At 47.5% G+C, this 21,266-nt stretch carries 23 protein-coding genes and 1 pseudogene; 12 read left to right on the forward strand and 12 right to left on the reverse strand.

The genetic code is table 11. From position 1 onward, the window contains the following. The 5 genes and pseudogenes from AAIR21_RS25600 to AAIR21_RS25620 all read right to left on the reverse strand — a co-directional run. A pseudogene (locus tag AAIR21_RS25600) lies at nt 1–365 on the reverse strand (HNH endonuclease); the annotation flags it as partial. A 48-nt stretch (nt 366–413) separates the two neighbouring features. After that, complete coding sequence (gene drmC, locus AAIR21_RS25605) at nt 414–1,175, reverse strand: DISARM system phospholipase D-like protein DrmC (protein ID WP_434682539.1); 762 nt, start codon at nt 1,173–1,175, stop codon at nt 414–416. Between the two features lies 1 nt (nt 1,176). Continuing rightward, nucleotides 1,177–3,036 (reverse strand): DUF1998 domain-containing protein, encoded by a 1,860-nt coding sequence (drmB, locus tag AAIR21_RS25610; protein ID WP_046458785.1) that lies wholly within the window; start codon nt 3,034–3,036, stop codon nt 1,177–1,179. Between the two features lie 2 nt (nt 3,037–3,038). Beyond that, nucleotides 3,039–7,013: a DISARM system helicase DrmA gene (gene drmA, locus AAIR21_RS25615; protein WP_434682541.1), complete on the reverse strand. Its 3,975-nt coding sequence runs from the start codon at nt 7,011–7,013 to the stop codon at nt 3,039–3,041. A 125-nt stretch (nt 7,014–7,138) separates the two neighbouring features. After that, nucleotides 7,139–9,310, reverse strand: coding sequence for an Eco57I restriction-modification methylase domain-containing protein (locus tag AAIR21_RS25620; protein ID WP_434682543.1), 2,172 nt, complete (start codon nt 9,308–9,310; stop codon nt 7,139–7,141). Here AAIR21_RS25620 and AAIR21_RS25625 point away from each other — a divergent pair. The 12 genes from AAIR21_RS25625 to AAIR21_RS25680 all read left to right on the forward strand — a co-directional run bounded on the left by AAIR21_RS25625 (nt 9,231) and on the right by AAIR21_RS25680 (nt 17,038). Then, nucleotides 9,231–9,716, forward strand: a complete 486-nt coding sequence (locus AAIR21_RS25625; protein ID WP_434682544.1) for a DUF5983 family protein — start codon at nt 9,231–9,233, stop codon at nt 9,714–9,716. The genes AAIR21_RS25620 and AAIR21_RS25625 overlap by 80 nt on opposite strands. A gap of 29 nt (nt 9,717–9,745) precedes the next feature. Continuing rightward, nucleotides 9,746–9,904 (forward strand): hypothetical protein, encoded by a 159-nt coding sequence (locus tag AAIR21_RS25630; protein ID WP_434682561.1) that lies wholly within the window; start codon nt 9,746–9,748, stop codon nt 9,902–9,904. Nucleotides 9,905–9,986: 82 nt separating this feature from the next. Continuing rightward, nucleotides 9,987–10,832 (forward strand): DUF4942 domain-containing protein, encoded by an 846-nt coding sequence (locus AAIR21_RS25635; RefSeq protein WP_212563156.1) that lies wholly within the window; start codon nt 9,987–9,989, stop codon nt 10,830–10,832. Nucleotides 10,833–10,843: 11 nt separating this feature from the next. Beyond that, on the forward strand, nt 10,844–11,098 hold the full coding sequence (locus tag AAIR21_RS25640; protein ID WP_434682545.1) for a hypothetical protein: 255 nt from the start codon (nt 10,844–10,846) through the stop codon (nt 11,096–11,098). A 171-nt stretch (nt 11,099–11,269) separates the two neighbouring features. Further along, nucleotides 11,270–12,529 (forward strand): tyrosine-type recombinase/integrase, encoded by a 1,260-nt coding sequence (locus tag AAIR21_RS25645; protein WP_434682563.1) that lies wholly within the window; start codon nt 11,270–11,272, stop codon nt 12,527–12,529. Between the two features lie 116 nt (nt 12,530–12,645). Further along, nucleotides 12,646–12,942, forward strand: a complete 297-nt coding sequence (locus AAIR21_RS25650; RefSeq protein ID WP_434682546.1) for a hypothetical protein — start codon at nt 12,646–12,648, stop codon at nt 12,940–12,942. A 292-nt stretch (nt 12,943–13,234) separates the two neighbouring features. Continuing rightward, complete coding sequence (locus tag AAIR21_RS25655; RefSeq protein WP_434682547.1) at nt 13,235–13,459, forward strand: HTH domain-containing protein; 225 nt, start codon at nt 13,235–13,237, stop codon at nt 13,457–13,459. Nucleotides 13,460–13,729: 270 nt separating this feature from the next. Then, nucleotides 13,730–13,927: a hypothetical protein gene (locus tag AAIR21_RS25660; RefSeq protein ID WP_434682548.1), complete on the forward strand. Its 198-nt coding sequence runs from the start codon at nt 13,730–13,732 to the stop codon at nt 13,925–13,927. Between the two features lie 230 nt (nt 13,928–14,157). Then, complete coding sequence (locus AAIR21_RS25665) at nt 14,158–14,631, forward strand: hypothetical protein (RefSeq protein ID WP_434682550.1); 474 nt, start codon at nt 14,158–14,160, stop codon at nt 14,629–14,631. Nucleotides 14,632–14,712: 81 nt separating this feature from the next. Next, nucleotides 14,713–15,375: a hypothetical protein gene (locus AAIR21_RS25670; RefSeq protein WP_434682551.1), complete on the forward strand. Its 663-nt coding sequence runs from the start codon at nt 14,713–14,715 to the stop codon at nt 15,373–15,375. Nucleotides 15,376–15,710: 335 nt separating this feature from the next. Further along, a complete protein-coding gene (gene parM / locus AAIR21_RS25675; protein ID WP_434682552.1) occupies nt 15,711–16,667 on the forward strand; it encodes a plasmid segregation protein ParM domain-containing protein in 957 nt (318 codons plus the stop codon). Nucleotides 16,668–16,678: 11 nt separating this feature from the next. Then, nucleotides 16,679–17,038, forward strand: a complete 360-nt coding sequence (locus tag AAIR21_RS25680) for a plasmid partitioning/stability family protein (protein ID WP_434682553.1) — start codon at nt 16,679–16,681, stop codon at nt 17,036–17,038. A gap of 126 nt (nt 17,039–17,164) precedes the next feature. Here AAIR21_RS25680 and AAIR21_RS25685 read toward each other — a convergent pair whose 3' ends face one another. The 7 genes from AAIR21_RS25685 to AAIR21_RS25715 form a co-directional block, all read right to left on the reverse strand. Continuing rightward, nucleotides 17,165–17,791, reverse strand: coding sequence for a DUF2913 family protein (locus AAIR21_RS25685; protein ID WP_434682554.1), 627 nt, complete (start codon nt 17,789–17,791; stop codon nt 17,165–17,167). Nucleotides 17,792–17,812: 21 nt separating this feature from the next. Beyond that, nucleotides 17,813–18,328: a hypothetical protein gene (locus tag AAIR21_RS25690; protein ID WP_434682555.1), complete on the reverse strand. Its 516-nt coding sequence runs from the start codon at nt 18,326–18,328 to the stop codon at nt 17,813–17,815. 113 nt (nt 18,329–18,441) lie between these two features. Next, nucleotides 18,442–19,230, reverse strand: coding sequence for an SANT/Myb-like DNA-binding domain-containing protein (locus tag AAIR21_RS25695; protein WP_434682556.1), 789 nt, complete (start codon nt 19,228–19,230; stop codon nt 18,442–18,444). Then, nucleotides 19,227–20,180 (reverse strand): cation diffusion facilitator family transporter, encoded by a 954-nt coding sequence (locus AAIR21_RS25700; RefSeq protein ID WP_434682557.1) that lies wholly within the window; start codon nt 20,178–20,180, stop codon nt 19,227–19,229. Before AAIR21_RS25700 ends, AAIR21_RS25695 begins: the two co-directional genes overlap by 4 nt. 178 nt (nt 20,181–20,358) lie before the next feature. Next, nucleotides 20,359–20,574 carry a hypothetical protein gene (locus AAIR21_RS25705; RefSeq protein ID WP_434682558.1) on the reverse strand — a complete coding sequence of 72 codons (216 nt, stop codon included), beginning with the start codon at nt 20,572–20,574 and terminating at the stop codon, nt 20,359–20,361. A gap of 98 nt (nt 20,575–20,672) precedes the next feature. Next, a complete protein-coding gene (locus AAIR21_RS25710; protein ID WP_434682559.1) occupies nt 20,673–20,954 on the reverse strand; it encodes a PerC family transcriptional regulator in 282 nt (93 codons plus the stop codon). Next, on the reverse strand, nt 20,944–21,266 hold a 323-nt coding region (locus AAIR21_RS25715), incomplete at its 5' end, for a helix-turn-helix domain-containing protein (RefSeq protein WP_434682560.1). The genes AAIR21_RS25715 and AAIR21_RS25710, both read right to left, overlap by 11 nt.

Here is a 21,266-nt window from a genome sequence, read left to right on the forward strand (position 1 = left end):
ACCGTTCCCCCATCCACATGACCGAGCGTTGCACTTATTATCTGAATTCGCGGTTCAATAAGTGACTCTGGCAGTTTGTTCATTTTGTTCATAACAGTCTGAGCAGGCATCGGGAGCTCGCCAGGAGAACCATCAGCATTCCGCCAGCCTGTGCGTACATCACTTAGCCAAGAATCAAAACGATCACGGTGGTTTTTTAGACTGTTATAAAATTCAATTCTCGTCTTACCTGCACCAAATGTTGAATAAAATAGTGATATTGCTGCTTTCCATGTGTCAACACCCAGGGCTTCAGGAGGCTTTTTTTTTCCATACTTTGCCAGATACCAAGCTACTTCTAATAATCCACTTTCAGATGTATTCAATTTTTTATCCTAAGCACGAAGATTCATTTTTATATTAGGCTGTATAAATCAAATCAGATTAATGATATTTGTGTTTATAAGAGAGTACAGATGATCACTAAGTGCTTCTGGAATCCCTCCGCCTGTAATAAGTACTCCTGCTTCAATGTTTCTCTCCATGGCATACCCAGTTAGATTTGCGCTTGTAATAAAACAAGTGTGACCATCGGCAACAATTACTTTCGCATGCACGCGACCTTCTGAAAATTCATTGTTTTTATTATTCCAGGCGTAAATATGTGCGCCAGGTATAAGCGTCTGCATCTTACCGATTATATCAATATTGATACTACCACCATGCTCTTGTGAAGATTCCAGCAACATTGTAATGGTAACGCCACGCTTTATAGCCATATTCAATTCATTCACAATACTCGACACATCATAGGCAACAAAGCTGGTAATAAATAAAGACTGTTTTGCCGCATTGATTATTTGTAGCAGCACTTGCTCTGTACGGCGAACAGATACAAAAGGTGTTGTTGGACCAGTCCATACAAGTTCAGTACTTTGCTCAGAGCTAACTTTAAAGTAAACATGGCTTGCAGCAAGAAGCATAGATGCTAGTTCATCTGAACTGACCATGGTGTTTCGCCATGCAATTGCTAGTCTCTCAATAGCTTTACTTGCCTTGGGAGTTCCTACTGCACCTGGCAGTACCAGCAGAGCCTTGCAGGCTTCAGTCCGTCGAATTCGGCCAGCGATCGCTTGTATCTTTTCAGGAGAAACTAGACAAACTAGCTCGGCAACAGCATCTAAGAGTTCATCCATGTTAAAAACCCTTAAAAAATGCAGCGTGAATACGCTCAAGGGTTGGTACTAATAGCGATCGATCCAAATAGCGATTGCCTTGCTCACAAGAGGTTTCTGCTACCAGAGTACATGCATGGCAGGCTGCGGCATGTAATGACCGATCTTTCTCCGGGTTATGTTCAGAACATAGTGGGTCAGAAGAACAGATCTTAGAACGATTTAATGCTTGTACCAGCAGGCGACCAAGATTCTCTGGTTTACCAAGATCTACAAGACCACCCAGTGTGCCATCAGAATCAGCTGCTGCCGTGTAGATCAAGATACCAGCTTGTGGACTGCCGTTTGATGTATCAGCATAGATACGTTCGCGAATACTTGCTGCGTTGTATCCACATTCCAGGGCTAGTTCACGGATCAATAAATGAGATAGGGTATGCAGCATGGCATATCGGATACCTGGGTAATCTTCATTCGGATCGAGATTACGAGAGTTACGCCAACCGGTATGCCCACCACGAAGCATCTTGTCTACTTGCTTGACGGCATCCAGTGATTCCCAATCTACAAGAGCTTTTTCATCGAATTGGATGAAGATACCTTCCCCATGCACCTGGTTAGCTGGCACCCATTCAGGTTTATTGCGTGCCAAGCTAGCCATCTGAGGACGTTCATTTATCTCTCCGGATCCTTCTGGTGCCTCTACTCGAGTAAAACCAAGCAGAGCATTAACCTCTCGTAGTCGTTCAAGTAGTAATACACGGCTGATGTACGGTATGAATTGTGCTGGGGTTCCGATCTTCTTACTCATGAAGTGTGGATAATCCGTGGGAGGGTTGGCCTCTGTCAGCACTTCCCATTCTGGACCTTTGATATCGGCTTCACCGACAAATTCGCTATCGCCACCAGAACGATGCATTTCGATGGCTGACCAGATGTCTGACACGCTATATTTGTCGATTCCAGGGAGACCGCCAGTTAGCTTGAGTGTCTGCACAACGATGGGAACCATGACTTCAGCTGTAATTGCTTCAAAGAACGGCCATCCATCTTGAATCAACTGACTGAGAGGATTTTTTGTTTGGGGTATGGCCAATGCAGAAAGCGTTATCGGAAACCAGCTGTTTGTGGCACCTAGCAGTACTGCCCGTGGTTCTTCACCGCAGTCAATGTCGAATTGATCCAAATGTGGGTGGCGACCTCGACAAGCTGGAAGATTTTCTTTACCGGCTTTGCCGAAGGCATGGGCCATGCTTCGTGATGCCTCACAGCTATCACACCGTACCCACAGGTTTTCGGTTTGTAAGGATGCACCGCTCTCAAAGAAGCGCAGTGTCCCTTTGCAGGTACTATTGCCACCATGGACAAAGTAGTGCCAAGGAAAGTCATCTAGGTGACCGTCACGACAGGCAAGCAGAAAACGTGCAGGAACGGCATCAGCATCCTTAGCGGGTAAATTCCTTTTAGAACCTGTACAACCTTTGTGAACAAAGCGAGTTCGTTCGGCCCTGAATCGATCCTCTCTGATCTCAAGCAGACCATCATCAAAGGGCGACAACAAACCACACTTTACACAGCGCATCCAGCGAGGAAATGGACGAACAGGTACACCTATGTTGGCCTCGGCTGACCAGGGGTCAACGAGCTCACTTTTCTGAAAGGGCGGCATTCTCAAATTTTCGACTTGTGATCCTAATACTTTCCGAACAGCAGCAAGAAGCCGGGCCTCTTGAATTGGCTGGCAGCGATCTCGCTCCCACTGGTCAATACCTAGTGTCACTACAGATAGGCTCGGTAGATCGATTAGCGCGCCAGGCCCATAAGTCCATAGCAACTGGCTTGGGCGTACTTCGCCGACTGGAGTTTTGTTATTGATGATCATATTCAATCCTCGTTATTCGTTGCAGGAGGAGGCTTCCAATCGTGATCGTCCTTGATAAATTTGGTGTCCATAATCAGGCGTACTCCGGACTCAACTTCTCGCATTGACATAGGTACAGTCCAGTTGTCCCACGCTTGAAGCCCTGGTGATTTGATCAACGCCACAGTCTTGTCTTTTTCGGGTCCTCTCTTTTCATATCCCAAAATTCGTCCGCCTTTACTGGCCTCTTTGGCCCATTCGTCGGCACGCTCTTTCAGTTCATTTTCAGCTAACAACTTACGTGTATTATCTTCTGCTACATTGCCTGCACGAGTCGCTAAAACTTCAATTGCATGAGCGAGTTCACTCTGGTTTGACATATCCAATTTACCCGCACCTTCATTCGGGCTGAACTCGTTATTCTTCAGACGCATAAGACTTAGCAACGGCCCTGTCAAACCACGATCCATAGCACGTGGAGAGAATGGCGTTACCGATTGTGCCTCAACATGCTTGTAGAAGGTGGCGTGGTAATGTTCGAATGTTTCGTAATGAGAGAGGTCACGCGGTCGGGCCCACGTAAGTACGGTGCAAACTAGGCCGGGGAATGAACGTCCAACACGACTGGTAGCCTGAATATACTCGGCCGTTCCCTTAGGTTGTCCATTCACTGCCATCAGGCCGAGTCTATTCACATCGACTCCCACTGATAGCATATTGGTCGCCAGCACTACATCAATAGCGCGAGTATCACCCTCCTGCCATTTCGTTACGTATTTACCTGCAGAGTTATCAAACTCGGCCTTAAACTTGACCTCAAGATTGTCGAGGTACTTTGGGATATCCTGGCTGGATACACGAGAAGTCAATTCGCGGATGTTGTTGACACTACGTTGTGCCAATGCAGGCCGTTCCACCATGCTCATTTGCACGCGATAGGAACGTGTCTGCACATCATCTTCTGCCAATCGCTTCATTCCACCTAGTTCACGCAGAGAGTTGAAGTAGCCGACCATAGTCATATAAGGATCAGCAGGTTCTCCGAAGTGGTCAAATAGTTCCTGTGCCGCAGTTAAGAAAGCGGTATAGACACGAATAAGCATTGCTGGGCGCGAGCTACCGGGTGAGCAGACTCCCAGATAACGTCGCCCAAATTTATCCTTAATGTGGCGTTGAACTGAGAAGAAGTTATCTTCCACATCTAGTCCATGTGGCGGGAATACCGAAACTTGACGCATAAATACATTATTTACTTGTTCTTTGGCTTTGCGCACCGTCGCCGTTGAGGCGATGATTTTCGGTTTTACTGTTTTTCCGTTGAGCGTCCAGCTACACAGCTCATCGACGGCAGTTTCATACAAACCTACCATGGTACCCAGTGGCCCACTTATTAGGTGGAACTCATCCTGGATTATTAAATCAGGTGGTCGGATGGGGGGGATGGCCTTCACTTTAGCTGAAGGTTGTCCTTTGAATGCTTGGTGGTTTCCAGTGCAATTGGCCCCAGGCCATAGTAAACCGTGCCGCTCACATTCTTTTTCAACTCGGCCAAAAAGAGTCCGCACTTGGCCACGCCATGCCATCATGGCGAACTTATCCACTGTGGCAATCATCATTGTCGGAGGACGGTGGTAGATTTCTTCATCTACCACCAGTACTGGTATTCCAGGGTGTAGTTGCTTGCTGGACTTTCCCTTGGAAAATTCGCAACGTCCTTTTTTGTCACCACAATAGATAAACGTTCGGCCGCCAGCTTTATCCTTTTTAACTTCGACATCTTGCCCAGGAATGATTTCGGTACCACACCATGGACAGCTGGTCAGTTGGACGGGTGAGGCTGTTCCCGCATTATAACTACCCGGGTTACGTGTTTTTTCGATAGCATTATGGCTATCTTCAGTCGTTCCCGGAGTCACTTTATTGCCGACCCATAGGCCAATAGTGAATGGCTCCGTTCCGAGGGACTTATCACCCTTATTTAGTGCCTCGCGTCGCAGCACTTCCATTGCACAAATAAGTGCTGTAGCTCGCTGGAACTGTTGCAGTGTCAGCAAACGAAGGGTGTAACGCATTATCACAGTCAAACCACGTGAGCTATCGTACCCGCCTAGATTGCCCTGCATACGTCGAATGGCCATGGTGAAGGCGGCTACACCCAGATAGGCTTCAGTCTTACCACCCCCGGTAGGAAACCACAACAGGTCCGCATAAGCCTCAATAGGTTTGACTCGGTCTGGGTGACACGGATCCGCAAGGGATGGAATCGACAGCAACAGAAAAGCTAACTGGAATGGACGCCAGCTGCGGTTCTTCAGAGCATCGAACTTATCTAGGGTAACGTCCTCGCCTCGGCGCATGGCAAGTGCATACAAGCTGCGTATACGCTGCGTGGCCATCGCTTGGTTGGCGAAACGGAAGGCCGCCAGAGCATTCTCATTATGCTTAAGTGTATTGATACCTTGTTGCAGGCGGGTATGGATCTCCTGACAACGATCTAAGGCCGCTTGGGCTTGGGTTTTGAAGCCCTTGGCCTTGCTGCTCACATTCAAGTTCTGTTCATCAATCCAGGTAGCGTAGTCATTAGTTAGCACACTCAAGGCATCAACTAATGGGTCAATGTCCAAAGTGGCTAGTCGTTGCATATCAAGCAGACCACTGCTGACCATTTCTCGCATAGCTGGACGATCGGATAGCTCAAGCCCAGGAGTCTCAGTTGCCTGAACTTCGTACTGTGGCATCACTGTGGTACGCACTTCGGTGGCTAGTGTGACGTCATCCGCTATTTCTGCATGAACTGCAACTCCATGACCCACGGCGAACTCGACACGATCTCGGTAGATCATCTCAAGTGCTTCGCGCTCTGGGTCCATACCATCTGCATCTAGTACCGGCCTGCGCCTGAAAATGGCAGGCTTGGCAGCATCTTTCTCTGCTCGAACGATCAGCTCTGGTTGAAACACCCATGCCGTATCACGGTTTGTATCCGGTTCTTCCTGCGCATTAACGAGGAAGAGTGTAATCAGTCGATCACCATTGTCATTTTTGGCTCGAATAGAGCCCTGCACTCTAACTTCCGGGGAAGTACTATCCGGAGCATTGTGTGAAATCGAGCCTTCGATCAGGGGGAGTACGATCTTGCCGCCGCAAGGAATGCGTTTCCAAACCTTAGCTTTTTGCCCATTGGACTTAAAGAATTGATGTTCATCATTTGGCACACGCTCATATCGCCCCCAACACGCTTCGATCTCGATCCGATCGACGTCGCCATCCACGCAGAAAGTCATGCCGAGGCTACTGGGCACCAATGACTGATTGCTGGCTGCATCGATCTCTTCTGCCGTATCGGTTTCGCCGCTACCAAGGACTGGGGGAGAGTTCACCTTTGCAGTCTTCGCCTTGACGATCAGGTCTGGCTCTTCATCTTCAATATCTTCAGCATCAATAGGATACTCCTGCCCTCTTTCGGCTGCTTCACGTGGGGCTAGCTTGCCAACTAGGTAGCGGTCGCGTACACCCATATCGACGATGAGCTCATTAGGGCCACCAGCAGGGCCAAGCAAGTCGTCCATCACAGCCAATTGCAGCAGTTCGCGGATATAGGTTTGATCCCCGATTTTTGGTATTTCAGCAATATTCGTATTCAGTGCATTTGGGAGCATTTCAATGAATTCTTTCCATTGAATACGACCAGAACTTCCTTTTGCTGGTAGTGTCAGCGAGGTCATACCAACCGAAATAGATGGCTTGACGTGCAACATGCGATCGAAAAACAGCGTAGTACTTTCAAGATCGGAACGAATACGCAGAATGCGTCCGATTCGCGTGATATGGCCTGAGGTATCTAGAATCACGATCCAATCGTCATTTGAGATGCCTTGATTGAGTTCTCGCTCGCCTTTTAAGCGCTGCGTATAGAGGGCTAAGGTCGGATCTTTCACTTGGGCACGGTCAATCGCGAACCATGCATTAGGTGATCTGGTTGGTTTATCATTTATCATTATTTCCCTCCATACCGCTCTAGACGAAATTTTGAGCCGTGACAACAAGATCAACGGGGGTTGCGTTGATCATTAATGAACTACCTTTCTCAAACTCAAACTTAGTTTGAAATTAATGTTGGGGATTATTTTCGTGGCGTGCTTAATCTCTTAGCTTTAGCCGCTTTTACATGCAAGTCAGCAGCAAGTTCCTCCTGATAGCGAAGGCGATTCAGTTCTGACAACCGCTGCAGTACTTCGACACGGGCAGTCTCCGATATAGTGAAACGGACGCGATCTCTCTCGGGCAGATATGGTACTTCGTGGAAGCCGTGCCCGAGATCGAGATCGTCCCAGCCGTAGGCGTGTGTGACACTAATGTCCATTTCACATTGCAATGCGCGTAATCCCTCAATACGGGGATCGCGTTCGGTGTGTGTATGGAAGCGATTATAAAACTTAGTCAGACCGATGCGATCAGCAAGCATAATTTCAATGCGTGCTTCATGGAACCTATTACCTAAGTCATCAAGCAAACAGTCCTTTACATCATTGAATCCATCCGGGAAAACGAATGGTTCAAGCGCATCTGTAGGGCTGTATCGCAAGTCTGTCTTGAGTCTTGATGCATGCTGCCATGCGAAGACAGCATGTATATTCGATTGTAACAGAGCAAAATTTCTACCACGATTGTGTGAGAACACAACGGTAGCATCTGAAAACACAATGTTGGAATCGACAAATGAGAAAGCTAGTGTCTTACTGACACGCGTGATCGCAATCACTTTTGAAGACAGTGCTCCATTGGGTGACCAGTTATTTGGGTGGCATTCGAAATGATGACCACGACCAATTACATGGTAGAGTTCCGGACGGTGGCGCCAGAACAACCACCACATAGACATGATGTCGCGGTAGGACTTTTCTTTGCTCTTACCCAGCCGCTCAAGGTACACATTTTCTTTGATCCATTCATAAGGTTCTTTGTAAGTAGCTGCTTTTTTTTCCGGCCAATCCCAGAAATTGATTACCCAACGGCTTGGTTTCTGCTCTGGGTCCGAATTGAGATCATCTCCGTTTATGAAGGGGAAGATCACCTCGGCGTTTCTAGGATCTGCATCCAACATCCTGCGAGCTTGAACAGGGGAGAGTAAGAAACCCTTACCTAGTACGATCGAGCCTTGATATGCTAAACCCGCGTTCGCTTTCAGTCGCTTCGGACTCCATTCCTCACGATCAGATAGGAATGCTGAAATGAAAGATTTCTTATTTCCGAGTAAATTGCGTTGACCTTTCCATACGCCCTTGTGGATATGCACACGACTTGTAACGACAGCTGCTTTTCCTGGCCAGGGTTCGTTAGGATAGGCTGCGTAGATGATAGCTCCATCGTTCAGCATCCATTCAAGCCCACCTTTTCTAGTATCGCCCTCCGCAATAGAGTTTGTAGCAATAAATCCGAAACTACCACTGCCTCGAATAATATTCCAAGCACGGCGGAAGAAATGCGCTACCAAATCAGCGTTTTTACCAGCTCCTGGATGTTCAATGGAAAGCCATTCGTTGTAGGCAGCTCCTGTCACAGTGCTGATACGCTTTCCTCCAAGAAAAGGGGGGTTACCTACAATGCCATCAAATCCTCCACAATGCTCAAACACCTCAGGAAATTCTAATGGCCAATGGAAAGGTTTACGAGACAGCTTACCGGTGGGCAAATCAGTAGAAAAAGCAGTGATTGCCCTTTGCTGCATTAACGCTAATTGTTCATTATCACCTTCCATAGCTTGCTCGGCTTGGATGGCAAGAGATGCTAAAGCTGTTTCCAATGCTACGGCATTGCCGCCAGTAGCAAATACTTCCCCAATAAACGCGTCTGCAATACATTCCGGCACATTTAGTCTGCCTCGTGCATTGGCATTCAGCTCTGCCATAGATTCCACATCGTGCATATTACGGATAGGTGTTTCACGTAATTGCTGGCGCAGCGCAATGGCTTCGTGCACGGCCTGCTTGATATCTTTACCAAACAGACGCAGCTGTCCTTGAGTTGTAGGACTCATCGAAAGCTGGGTAAGTTGATCCATCCGATGGATGCCTAGCAAACTGTCACCGCAACGTAAATTGTGGTCAAGAAACCCAAATGGTCGGCCCTTAGCTAACGTTACTAGCCAGATGGAAAGCTTGGCGAGTTCGACTGCCAGCGGGTTGAGGTCAACACCGTATAAGCAGCGCTCGGCGATGAGGCGACGGGCAATGACGATGCGTGCATCGGTATCGCGCGGCAGTAGCTCTTTGGTAGCCGTCGATATTGACGGCATTGAACTGGCTGCGCTGATCGATGTGGTCTGTGACAACGGTTATTCGCTTCGCGTTGCTGACTCCCCCGGGAAGCTGGTTGTTGAAGATCCGCTTCCGCCCGTTGCCCGGCTGAATGGCATTCAGTGCAGTACCGCCCATATCTCCGAAGCTGATAACAGCCTGCTGTATACCCTTTCGCACCAGCATGAAGATCATGGTGACAGTGAATGGATTAGCTATACCGGATCCGGTTATCTGATTTATCTGGATGCCTGGCAGTACCCGGTACTCCAGCTTAAGAAGCGGGGATTATCGAAGGCCTGTCGTCGGCTAATCGTGACGCTGGTACATCGCTATGCCATCAGAATTATCCATCTGGATGCTCTGGGTGAATTGCTGCCCGGCTTCGCTACCTTTGACTGGTAACCCAACCTCAATCTCCACAAGGTTTTCACCTGCCGGAATTAACCACCGAAGCGGCACTCAACATTCTGATTGGCTGGCTGCAGGACAACACCGATTCAGCAGTGCTGTTGCCCTGGATTGAACGTGCGCGTCAGGACGTTCGCGATTTCCGCCATCTGCAGCTTCTGCAAAAGGCCGGAACAGATTAACCCCTGTCCGTACTCATTACACACGCATAAGCGCCAGCCCTCACCGGCTGGTGCTTTGCTTTATATAAAGGAAATAAAAATGATGTCAGACCTTACTCTCACCGAACCCGAAGTATTAACCGGCCACGCAGACGTGATTTGCTCCACCAGCATTGAGCGTATTGTCACGGGACGTAATGCCGCGCTGGCACAAATTGAAACGTTGATACAGCAACTTGATGATATTTCTGCATTAACCGACAGTATTGGCGGGGGCAAAGCGAATGAATGGGGAGTGCGGCAATACCGTTATGACTGCTGGCTGATGGAGAGCTCCGAAACCGCGATGAAGGCGATCACCCGCAATATTGATCGCAGTATCTGGAAAGATCTGATGAAGAAATCGGGGATGCTGAGCCTGATGGATGCTCAGGCCCGTGACGAGTGGTACAAAAACCTTGAAGGGGAGGATATTCCTGCCGTCAGTGAAGCCAATATTCTGAGCACCTTTGAGCAACTGCATCTGAACAAGGGGGAGGTGTTTGAGCGCGGAGTGATAAATGTGTTCAAAGGGCTGAGCTGGAATTATAAGACCAATAGCCCCTGCAAATTTGGCGCAAAAATCATTGTGACGGGACTGGTCAAATATGACCGCTGGGGATTTGGGCTTAACTGGGGCTGGCAGCGTGACCGCCTGGCTGACCTTGAGCGTATGCTGATGCTTCTGGATGGTAAGCCGGTTCCCGACAACCGCGCTGACGTTACCCGTCGTCTCGGCGACCATATCCATGAGAACAGGCACAGCACCCGCTATGAGGATGAGATGTTTGCGATAAAATACTTTCAGAAAGGAACGGCGCATATCAGCTTCAAACGACCAGAGTTGGTCGATAAGCTGAATGACATTATCGCCCGGCACTATCCGGGGGCGTTGCCCACTCAACAGTAAGGAGCCATTTTATGATATCATTTTCAAACGCTGTTGGTGCTCAGTACGATTCCGCAAAAGGCCAGAGCACTGAGCCATCAAAAAGAGTTCAAATGGACGTGAAAATTCCCGTTCAACCGTCAAATTTTGACGCTCTGCAGAAGGGGGCCCTACTGGGGGCCTTATTATTTATAGAACACAATAAAATCCATATGCATCAATATACCTACAAATCTAAATTCATTCCGAGTCCGGGCACCACCCTATTATCAATGGACGTCAACTGACGTCCATTTTTCTTTTCTAAGTCCGCAACTTACGAACCTTTCCTTCTCCTGATAGTCTACTGAACTCAACCTGATTCTCCCCACATCAACATCTTTTCTGAGGTATCATTCGAGGTATATTTAGTTCGATAAAATCGGTACCTCAGAATAGTGGCGAAAGAGGCGTTTTTTATGGCACTCACTGATATGGCTGTCCGCAATGCAAAATGCCCTGCAGACAAAAAATTCATCAAAATCTACGACGCAGACAAACTCTATCTTTTCGTTTTCAGTACGGGCTCAAAACGCTGGCGCTTTCTCTATCACTTCGCGGGAAAGCCTCAGACCTATCTTATCGGCCCCTACCCCGAAATCTCATTAGCTGAAGCGCGACTCCGACGCGATGAGGCCCGAAAACAACTCGCTAACGGTATCGACCCCAACCAGGAAAAACGTGACCAGAAGAAAGGGGACACAAACATCCGTACCTTTGCTGATGTGGCCCGTGAATGGCACAAAAGCAATCGAAAATGGGAGCCCGCGCATGCCAGGCGAGTGCTCACTTCACTGGAAACACATCTGTTCCCGACACTCGGAGAATGTGATATCGCGAAACTGAATACCCGCGATCTGCTGGCACCCGTTAAAGTGGTGGAGGCAAGGGATAACATTGATACGGCCTGCCGGTTGCAAAGCCGTATTATCAACATAATGCGCTTTGCTGTTCAGAACGCCTATATCAGCTATAACCCTGCTCTGGATATGAGAGGCGCGATCTCCTCACAGAAGTCTGAACACCATCCCGCCCTGCCTTTTAACAGCGTCACTGACCTGCTGGAAAAAATGAACACCTATCATGGGCAACCTCTCACCATACTGGCTATCAGACTGGCTCTGCTCATCTTCATCCGTTCCAGTGAGTTACGCTTTGCCCGATGGCCTGAAATTGACTTCAAACGCGCACTCTGGACACTTCCTGACAAGCGTGAAGAGATTACCGGAGTCAGGTTCTCCACGCGTGGTGCCAAAATGTGCACACCACATCTTATTCCATTGAGTAAGCAGGCCGTTGAGATACTGGAACAGATCCGTGAGATCAGCGGTGAATTCGATTTGATTTTTACCGGGGCTCACAATCCTTATAAACCGATGAGCGAAAACACCATCAATAAGGCATTACGTAAGATGGGATTTGATACCAGAACCGACATCTGCGGCCACGGCTTTCGTACTATGGCATGTAGTGCCATGATCGAATCCGGCCTGTGGTCAAAAGATGCCGTGGAGCGGCAGATGAGTCACCAGGAAAGAAGTAACGTCCGTGCTGCTTATATTTATCTTGCAGAACATCTTGATGAACGTAAGCAAATGATGCAGTGGTGGGCTGATTACCTCGATGCAAATCGTGGTGGATATGTCACCCCTTATGAATTCTCAAAGAAAACAGGGTAACCAGTTTCCCGTTACCCGCTGAAATGTGATGCTTTCCCCCTGACAACCCATTTCACACACGAGCCTGTCTGTTCATTCAGACAGGCTTTTTTATTATCTCAATCAAGGAAAAGTATATGCAATGTCCATCTTGCCACTCAACAAATGTGCTGAAAAGGCATGTCGGAAAAAACATCGGTGGAAGCCTTGGAACTGTCGCGGGAGGCATCGCAGGGCTGGAAGGTGCCTCAGCAGGTGCGCTGATCGGCTCAGCAATTCCTGTCGTTGGTACTCTTGCAGGAGGTATTCTGGGCTTTCTGTTTGGCGCGGGTGCAGGCGCACTGGCAGGATCCGTAGCAGGAGAGAAACTGGACGGGACAGTTTTTGATGAATACTGCTGTGTGGACTGTGAACACACATTTAATGAATCGTGAGTCAAAATAGCACAAAAAGTCAAATGACACATCACTGTCACTCTGGTCATGCTCTTAATCCGCAATATTTAAAGTGCAGATTAAATGGAGTCATAACCAATTGATTTTAATAAAAAGTAAATAATGAAGTTTCCATGATCACTATTTAGCAAAAAGAGTCATTTTGTCACTAAACTGACAAATTAATAAAACACGCGAGTGGAACGTTATTTTACGTAAATAAGTACTTTCCAATCGATAATCAATCCAGATAACATCTGAATGTAAACAACAAATACAAAATGGAGAATATATGCGGGAACGTCAAACAAGAGGTTCAAGAATGATTTCAATCGTTATTGAGCTTTATCAGACAGGTTCGAACCATGTCTCAACGCTTGAGGAAAAATTCAGTGTCAGTAGAAAAACAATTTATCGAGATCTTGAGCAACTCGAACCAATGTTGATCAAGAACAATAAGGGAGAATACAGCCTGTCAGTGTTTGTTCATGGTGTAATGAATCGTTTCATGAAATGAACAAATCTGATTACCCAGAAAATTAAATATATATCTATTAACTATATTTAAATCCCCCCCTAAAATACAGGTGTAATAAACGTCAGTTTATTTGTGGAGTAGACAATGGTGTGCCGGTATTTTCGTATAGTTACCTGGCGTTGCACATGCTGTCACTGGAAGAAAATCATGGTATTCAAGAGTGACAATATCATACGTATCCATACGTGTCCGATATGTCGAAAGAGCGTTACTCAATACTCCTGATTAAATAACCCTAAGGATAACTCAATGTTTAAATGTAAATCATGTAATGAAGAGGTCTCAACGTCAAAAATGGCAGGTCTTGTTATTGGACAAGCAGGGAAGGATAAAGCTGAAAGAGCAGGTTTGTCTAACTTCTCCAGACCAGACTTTATTGCAGGACTGGTTTCAGGGTTTAAAGTACGATGTCCTGGCTGTAATGAAAGTAACTGGGATTACACATAATGCCTGTCCTAATCGCTTTCATCGCAATTATCATTTTCTTTATGTATATAAAGTCAAAACTCATTCGACGCTTCATTAATGCTTCTGTGAAGCAAATTCCAGATGTTTTAAAAAAAGAGGCAGAAAGAAGAGATAAAAACAAATAAACCCAACCTGTAATGAAAGCCTCAATCAATAATGCGCGAGGCTTTTTCATAAAAAAATAATCAAAAGAAATAAGTGAGACCATAATGTTTAAATCAATAACAGTCATATTCTGTTTATTACTCTCGTCACTTGCTACTGCAACAGCTGCCGATACCACGGTAATGCAATGCCAGTTAACCAATGGTCGTGAGGTTAAAGTCGCATGGAACGGTGAAAATCTGACATATGTCTATGGAAAGCCGGGCAAACCCTCTGAACTGGCATTACCCAATAACCCCAACGACTACTACACTATGACATTTGGGCATGTTAGCTTTGCCAGTAATGAAGGTGTGTATTATCGTTTCACCAATGGTAAATTTGATTATGTCACTTATTTCAGTGAAACAGGGCAAGGTACAGTGAGTAACCTTGGTATCTTTAAGGATAAAAAGTTAATCAAGCAAATTAAATGCAAAGACTACTTCCATACTCAGTTAAGCAATATTTATCAACCGGTCAATGATAAAATTAATACTGATACAGATGATGCTGATGGCTGGATTGTCAACGAATAAGCAATACATTGATTGTAATCCGGGTATCCAGACGATGCCCGAGCTACAGATAATGACAATTAACAATTCCGGAGTGTTAAATTGAAACAATACGGCCTGTTGCTGCCCTTCCTTTTTCTTCAGGGTTGTAATGATACAGAAATTGATAGCGTTAAATCTCTTGTTTACGGGTATGACCAGTCTCTAAATGTTGGAAACATGCTTGACCACAGAACAATTTGCAATTCAGCAAACTGGACACAGTCAACAGATAAGATGGGAAGGAAAGTTGTTGAATATAAATGTGAGTTAAAGGGAGTCAAAGATTACTCAACCCTGCAAAAGTCAGCGGAAATAAAAGGACATGAATCAAGTAAAGCATATACTCAACACCTGATGGATGGGCTGTCATTACCCGTCAACGATATCATTTCGCAAGACAATAAGGAAAAAATGCGCAAAAGATTTCAGATGGATTTGTCTAAACTGGATACTGACATTCATAATACTCAGTCCCTCCCCCTGGGAGAGCGTGCTGTTCAGGTATTACAATGGAGCTTAGTTCAGAATCAGAAACCTGTTCTGATGAATGCTTATTTTGACATAAAAAATGATGATGGCAGCGAGTATAAATATACGGCCAGCAACAGCGCATCAATTGACAGTATAATGAGGCTTTCCTATGACAACCAGATAACTAACTACGCTCAACTGGTCAGAATGAACAGCTACAGTTCATTAATACCAAAGTGGCCGTTCCATTAACACTCAGGGAATTGCAGAAAACATAATGCGACTGAATATAAACATTCATGCATAACACAACCCGCCATCACCCTTCTGCAGTCCCCTTTCAAATCGGCTTTCTTTTCTATCCATAATGGGGCCCGGCTACATTTATGGCTGGCACCCCCGTTATCTTCAGAATGTTCCCCTTCCTTATTCCTGATATACAAATGTATTCACACAGTTAGAAAATCTTTGAATTCTCAACATATTCTCTGAATGTGCTCTGTACTGGTGCAAACACCGTCTGTCCTGAATCAAACAAATCTGTACATCTCATTTTCGACTCATTTATGGCTCAAGGAGGCAACATAATGCGCATTTATATCGACGATGGTTCGACTCATATAAAAATGCTGTGGGAGCAGCACGGCAAAACGTTCACTCATATCAGCCCTAACAGCTTCAAAAGAGGCTGGTCAGCCACGTTTGGCAACGGCGAGCAGTTTAACTACACGGCAGGCAAGGAGAAATACTCGTTCGATCTCATTTCCCCCGATTCCCTCACCACCAGTAATATCGAATGGCAATACAGCCCACTCAATGCCGTTGCAGTCCATCACGCGCTACGAACCTGTGGGCTTGCACCGCAGTGTGTGGATATTGTGGTAACGCTGCCGCTGGCAGAGTTCTACGACGAAGATGCTCAGTACCGGCTTGATAACATTGAGCGCAAGAAACAGAGCCTGCTGCAACCGGTGGTACTGAATAACGGTCACCTGTTTACCATCACTCGCGTTACCGTGCGCCCGGAGTCCATTCCTGCCGGGATTGCGCTGTGCGATCAACTCTCGTCGTCTAATTCAGTGCTGATTGTTGACCTCGGGGGAACAACGCTGGATATCTCACAGGTGGCGGGCCAGATGTCCTCGGTATCACGCATCTACGGCGATCCGGCGTTAGGCGTATCGCTGGTGACCGATGAAGTGCAGCAGGCGTTACGCAAAGCAGGTATGGCGCTGTCCCGTTACAACGTAGATCGGCTGATCATCAAACGGTTCGACGATACCTACCTGGCGAACAATATTAACGATCCACATTCTGTAGATGCCATAAAACAGGCAATCCACAGCGGTATCGCGCGTTACCGTGCGCGGGTACTGGAAGCGGTTGATCGCTTTAAAGGCTATACCCACGTCGCTGTCGTAGGCGGCGGAGCCTGTCTGCTGGCTGATGACATTCGTATTCATGTTAACCTGCGCGAAGAGCGTTTCTTTGTGGCTCAGGATCCACAGTTCGCGCTGGTACGCGGTTTGAAAGCCATTGGCTGACGGAGGTAGCAATGAACCGCAGAAAAGTGCTGATTTACCTTCGCCCTGATTCGCATGCCAGCGAACGTTTTGCGGATGCCCGGATTGAGGCGCATCACAGGGGCGATCGCGGTGAACTATCACGAACGGCATTACTTGCAGGTATTGCGCTGGGCGAGATTGACAACCGATTGCCGTCTGTACTGGCCGCGCTGCTGGCAGACAACACCAGCCCGGAAACACTGCGCACGATGCTGGCGTCGTTTCTGAACATCCAGCCGGGAGCGGCTCCACCAGTCGTGCTGACGGCTACGGCGCCATCCCCTGCGGCACCGGAACAATCTACCAGCAGTGTTTCAGCGAAGAATCTGGCGGGTGCTCTGCCAGAATGATTTTATTGTAATGTTATAACATCATGCATGTTAAATAAAAAAACAGGATGCTCAACCTTCGTGGCTGGGCGTCCTTTTATGACAGTATTCTTTTTTTGTTTTCTTTTACCACCAGCTTTAACCCTGCTACGGTGCTGAAGAATGTACATTTCCCGATTCTGGCAATAGTTGATAAACGACATATCCGTCATCATCAGGCAACCGTTCAGCGTGCAGATTACACTGTGCCAGTAATGCGGGAATACCGCTGATATCGCCAGTAAGCCGCAGCGCCATCGGTTTGATGAGTTCGCCCTTGTCGGTGAACACCTGATGCAGCTCGTCTTTCGGGGTGTAGATCGCACAGACATTACCTGCCGGGGTTCCACCAGCGGCCCATTCTTTTGTTGACAACAGCATATCTTTCCAGCCCATTGCCCGAAGAGTGTCAATCATATACGTAAAGCGAAACAGTGTACTCTGCTGAGTAAGCTCGCCGGAGCTGGCGAGCCAGATGTACTCAACCTTGCTGTAAAGCCGCGCTGATGGTCCGTAACGCTTACCCTGCTCCTGCAGCCAGATGATGTCCGATGCTAACGTTCGGGGAAACAGCTTACGTTTCTGTGCCGTCAGCAACCACTGCATGATGAACATATGCGTCTGTAGCCCTGAAGGCGCTTTACCTTCCTGTCTGGCAAGGCCAACGGCCACGAGGATGCACCAGGCAAGGTGAGCAAGTTCTTCAGTTGGGCGTTTAGGTAGTGGTACTGTCAAACGGCACTCCAGATTGGGGGATTATTGAACTTTAGGCAGATTATCACACTCAACCGAATTAACATCGTCACGGTAAAACAATGTGCTAATCTCAGGCATCAGTGCTTTTCTTCTGTAGGTGTTGAATATCCGAAAATCATGGCCTGAGAATATCGGCTGGCATTTTTCCCGGCTGTTATATGCTGGTTGATGCGCATAAATGAGTAAGGCCTCAATAGCATCAAGTTCATCGACAGCGGGTAACGTATATGCTTCCGTACCATGCCAGTTTTTCCAGGTCGTAAACTCACCACAGGAAGCAATAAACACGGTCACCTTATTGCATTGCGCAGAAAAACGACGATTATGTTGTTTGAATCGCTGATCTATCCCTTTTCTGGTCTGGCCGATATATAACAAAACGTCATTCCCATAGCAGGGATGGTCTCCGTATATCTGGTATAAACAATGCCCGTTATTTCTGCTGACAATTTTATCCTGCACTTCGTCTAAACTAAAAGGGCCTTCCCAGTAACAATCATAAATCACATCACTCATCCTTACACCTTTAAATAAACAGTCAATTAAATATTTTCGTGGTAAAACCTGTCAAAAAAATGTGAATAAATCAGCTGGTTTATCGTAATCTTGCACGCTGATATTCAGCCCCGTTATTTTGTTAACCCCAGGCGCATTGCACAGTACATAATAGCCAGGGCAGTTCGCCCCGGTAACTTATCAGCAACCTTTTTACCCATAACTGGATAAAACTCTCGCACAATCTGCTCTTCCTCTTCGCTCCAGCGCGTCTTTAATCGTATATTCATTTTTATTGCCTGCACCCGAATGGCATCCCGGGTTCTGTCCGGTAACTGAGACAGAACATAAGCCAAATCACTGAGGTAGTGAGTGCGTATTATCGCCAGCTCCTGCTCAGTCCAGCGGGGAGTAATTTGCACCTTGTCCGGTTTATATATGACTACAGCACCTCTCACGGCCCTGACCGTCCTGCCGAGTGCTTTTGCAATATCCTCGACAGGCATGCTACCATAATGTTTCTTTAAAAATTGTTGCTCCCGGGGAGTCCATGGGTGCCTTTCCGGAGCCAGCCCAGCCCGGTTTGCCCGCACTGTAATTGCCGTGGTGGAACGACCCGGTAATAATGCCTGAACCTTCTCCAGCCCTTTACCGTAGTTGTAGTATGTTTTCAGTATCTCCATTTCCTGTTCGCTCCACGAATCAGCCCGTGGTTTTGAAAGCCCCAGGTTAAACGCTATCCCCTGAATCCCTCTAATACTGCGCCCGAGTTCTGCCGATATTTCCTTAACCGGCATGCTACCGTAATGTTTCTCCAGAAAGGCAATTTCGGCTAACGTCCAGTATGTCCTGTGGTTACGTGGATCCGATGCCCCCTTCACTGGGCTGATACTACCCGGCGCTTTATCCTTCCTTTTTTTCACTTCCCACTATCCTTGTTTGAGGGGGAAAATACCGTCCTGCAATTGTCGGCAGACCCATGTGGATCGATATGAATCATTACGTTGAGAACATTGTGGTCTGCCATCACCCGGTTATGTGCATCGACCGCAATATCGTGTCCGGCAATAACTGAAAGTTCACCAGGAACCTCAATATGCACATCCACCAGAATGAGATCGCCAGACTTTCGGGTTTTCAGGTCATGGAGTCCAGCAACACCGGGCGTGGCAAGAAGAGTCTCTTTGATTGCCTGCTCTGTAACAGGATCCACTGAACGGTCCATCAAATCATGCAGGGCATTGAACGCAAATGAATACCCCATGCGGGCCACCAGCACGCCGACAATCAGCGCCGCAATCGGATCGCAGTACGGATGCCCCATGAGATTCCCGATGATACCGATCGCGACTACCAGCGATGACGCCGCATCTGAACGGGCATGCCAGGCATTGGCAATCAGCAGTGAAGACTTAATCCGTGTCGCGACAGCGAGCATATAGCGGAATAGCAGCTCCTTGGCGGCAAGTGCGCCCAGAGCTACCCAGAGGGCGATAACGTGGACCGTCGGGATGGTTTCAGGATGTAATATTTTCCCGATAGCCGACCAGAGCATCCCCATCCCCACAAAAAATAACAACGCTCCCAGTATCATCGATGCACCATTCTCATAGCGCCAGTGCCCGTAGTGGTGATCGCTGTCCGATGGTTTACGACTTTTGATGTTAGCGATCAGCACAACAAAATCGGCGACCAAATCCGAGAGGGAATGTATACCGTCAGCAATCAGCCCCTGCGAGCCGGAAAACAGCCCCACCGTTATCTGAAAAAGTGACAGCAAGATATTCACCGCAACGCTGACCAGCGTGCTTTTTTTCGCAGCCCGTGAGCGTGCATTAAATGCACTGGCATTCATGGATTCTGGGTTATGCATGAAAATTCCCATTTAAATACAGAGACTGTAATACTGTAATATTCCGGATGGATTAGTGGCTGTATATTTAAAGTTAAAAAAGAATTGTAGAGGACATTAATGATCAATATAACTTTTCGTTTAATCGCCGTCCGTTATCAGGGGACGGTTCTCTGTGAAAGAAAACCGCCATGTTGTATTATTTCACTACTGCACGAACAGCTTTTTTCTTTGCTTTACGTACCGTTTTCTTTTTAACATGCTTCTTCGACGCCTTAGCAGCATCCTGTTTGAGCGTGGTAGCCTGTGCGTGCTGAACGGGCTGATTCATCTGAGAGGCCGATACAGCTGCAAATGTACCTGTAGCGAAGAGGGACAGCGTAGCGCCCAGAAGAACAACGGATAACTTTGGCATGGCAACATCTCCTGTGTGTTGAGGGAATATCACCGTTGAAAATGTGACAGGGAGACCCGCCGGGTCAACCAGAGCAACACCAGCCAGCTTACCCGTAACTATTTATCTTTTTTTTGTGGTTTAATTCTGAATGCCGCCCCACTGGGCTGACGAATGCCCATTTTGTCCTGCGCCTGATTAGCAGCCCGGTTCAGGGCGCGGATATTCAGTTTCTCATCCTCCGGCGGCGCAAGTTTCGAATAGCACGCCCGCCGCTTCTGGCTGACCCATTCACGCTGGGCGTCCGTCTCACACCTGTCCATCACGGCCAGCCATCGGGCCGCCGCTCTTCGCCACAGCCCGGCGTCCTCCAGCTTTTCAGCTATCGCATCACTGACCATACCTGGCCCCCCACGTTGTTGTTGATAATGGTTCATCGTTCCGGCACGACAGCATATCGCCTGCCCGTTGGGTCATAATGCCTGGTCGTAACCCTGTGATTTGCCGCCCACTGAACAGGAATGCGCCAGCATCGACCAGCTTTATGATTTCCCTGGTCACCGTTTCCGGCGTGACGCCGATATAGTTCGCGATATCACAGCGCAGCATTGGCAACCGAAAGTCCCGCATGACAATGCCCTGAAAACCGTAGCGGACAGCAAGGTCATAAATAAAACCCGCCAGCCGTTCCCCGGCGCTCAGCCTGGTCAGTT

The organism is Enterobacter sp. PTB (genome assembly GCF_051130085.1).
GTDB lineage: Bacteria > Pseudomonadota > Gammaproteobacteria > Enterobacterales > Enterobacteriaceae > Enterobacter > Enterobacter ludwigii.

Excerpts from the sequence above, each read along its gene's own strand:
- drmC (WP_434682539.1), bottom strand. The coding sequence starts at position 1,175 with ATGGATGAACTCTTAGATGCTGTTGCCGAGCTAGTTTGTCTAGTTTCT.
- drmB (WP_046458785.1), bottom strand. The coding sequence starts at position 3,036 with ATGATCATCAATAACAAAACTCCAGTCGGCGAAGTACGCCCAAGCCAG.
- drmA (WP_434682541.1), bottom strand. The coding sequence starts at position 7,013 with ATGATAAATGATAAACCAACCAGATCACCTAATGCATGGTTCGCGATT.
- AAIR21_RS25625 (WP_434682544.1), top strand. The coding sequence starts at position 9,231 with ATGAGGCGACGGGCAATGACGATGCGTGCATCGGTATCGCGCGGCAGT.
- AAIR21_RS25620 (WP_434682543.1), bottom strand. The coding sequence starts at position 9,310 with ATGCCGTCAATATCGACGGCTACCAAAGAGCTACTGCCGCGCGATACC.
- AAIR21_RS25635 (WP_212563156.1), top strand. The coding sequence starts at position 9,987 with ATGTCAGACCTTACTCTCACCGAACCCGAAGTATTAACCGGCCACGCA.
- AAIR21_RS25640 (WP_434682545.1), top strand. The coding sequence starts at position 10,844 with ATGATATCATTTTCAAACGCTGTTGGTGCTCAGTACGATTCCGCAAAA.
- AAIR21_RS25645 (WP_434682563.1), top strand. The coding sequence starts at position 11,270 with ATGGCACTCACTGATATGGCTGTCCGCAATGCAAAATGCCCTGCAGAC.
- AAIR21_RS25650 (WP_434682546.1), top strand. The coding sequence starts at position 12,646 with ATGCAATGTCCATCTTGCCACTCAACAAATGTGCTGAAAAGGCATGTC.
- AAIR21_RS25655 (WP_434682547.1), top strand. The coding sequence starts at position 13,235 with ATGCGGGAACGTCAAACAAGAGGTTCAAGAATGATTTCAATCGTTATT.
- AAIR21_RS25660 (WP_434682548.1), top strand. The coding sequence starts at position 13,730 with ATGTTTAAATGTAAATCATGTAATGAAGAGGTCTCAACGTCAAAAATG.
- AAIR21_RS25665 (WP_434682550.1), top strand. The coding sequence starts at position 14,158 with ATGTTTAAATCAATAACAGTCATATTCTGTTTATTACTCTCGTCACTT.
- parM (WP_434682552.1), top strand. The coding sequence starts at position 15,711 with ATGCGCATTTATATCGACGATGGTTCGACTCATATAAAAATGCTGTGG.
- AAIR21_RS25680 (WP_434682553.1), top strand. The coding sequence starts at position 16,679 with ATGAACCGCAGAAAAGTGCTGATTTACCTTCGCCCTGATTCGCATGCC.
- AAIR21_RS25690 (WP_434682555.1), bottom strand. The coding sequence starts at position 18,328 with ATGAGTGATGTGATTTATGATTGTTACTGGGAAGGCCCTTTTAGTTTA.
- AAIR21_RS25700 (WP_434682557.1), bottom strand. The coding sequence starts at position 20,180 with ATGCATAACCCAGAATCCATGAATGCCAGTGCATTTAATGCACGCTCA.
- AAIR21_RS25705 (WP_434682558.1), bottom strand. The coding sequence starts at position 20,574 with ATGCCAAAGTTATCCGTTGTTCTTCTGGGCGCTACGCTGTCCCTCTTC.
- AAIR21_RS25710 (WP_434682559.1), bottom strand. The coding sequence starts at position 20,954 with ATGGTCAGTGATGCGATAGCTGAAAAGCTGGAGGACGCCGGGCTGTGG.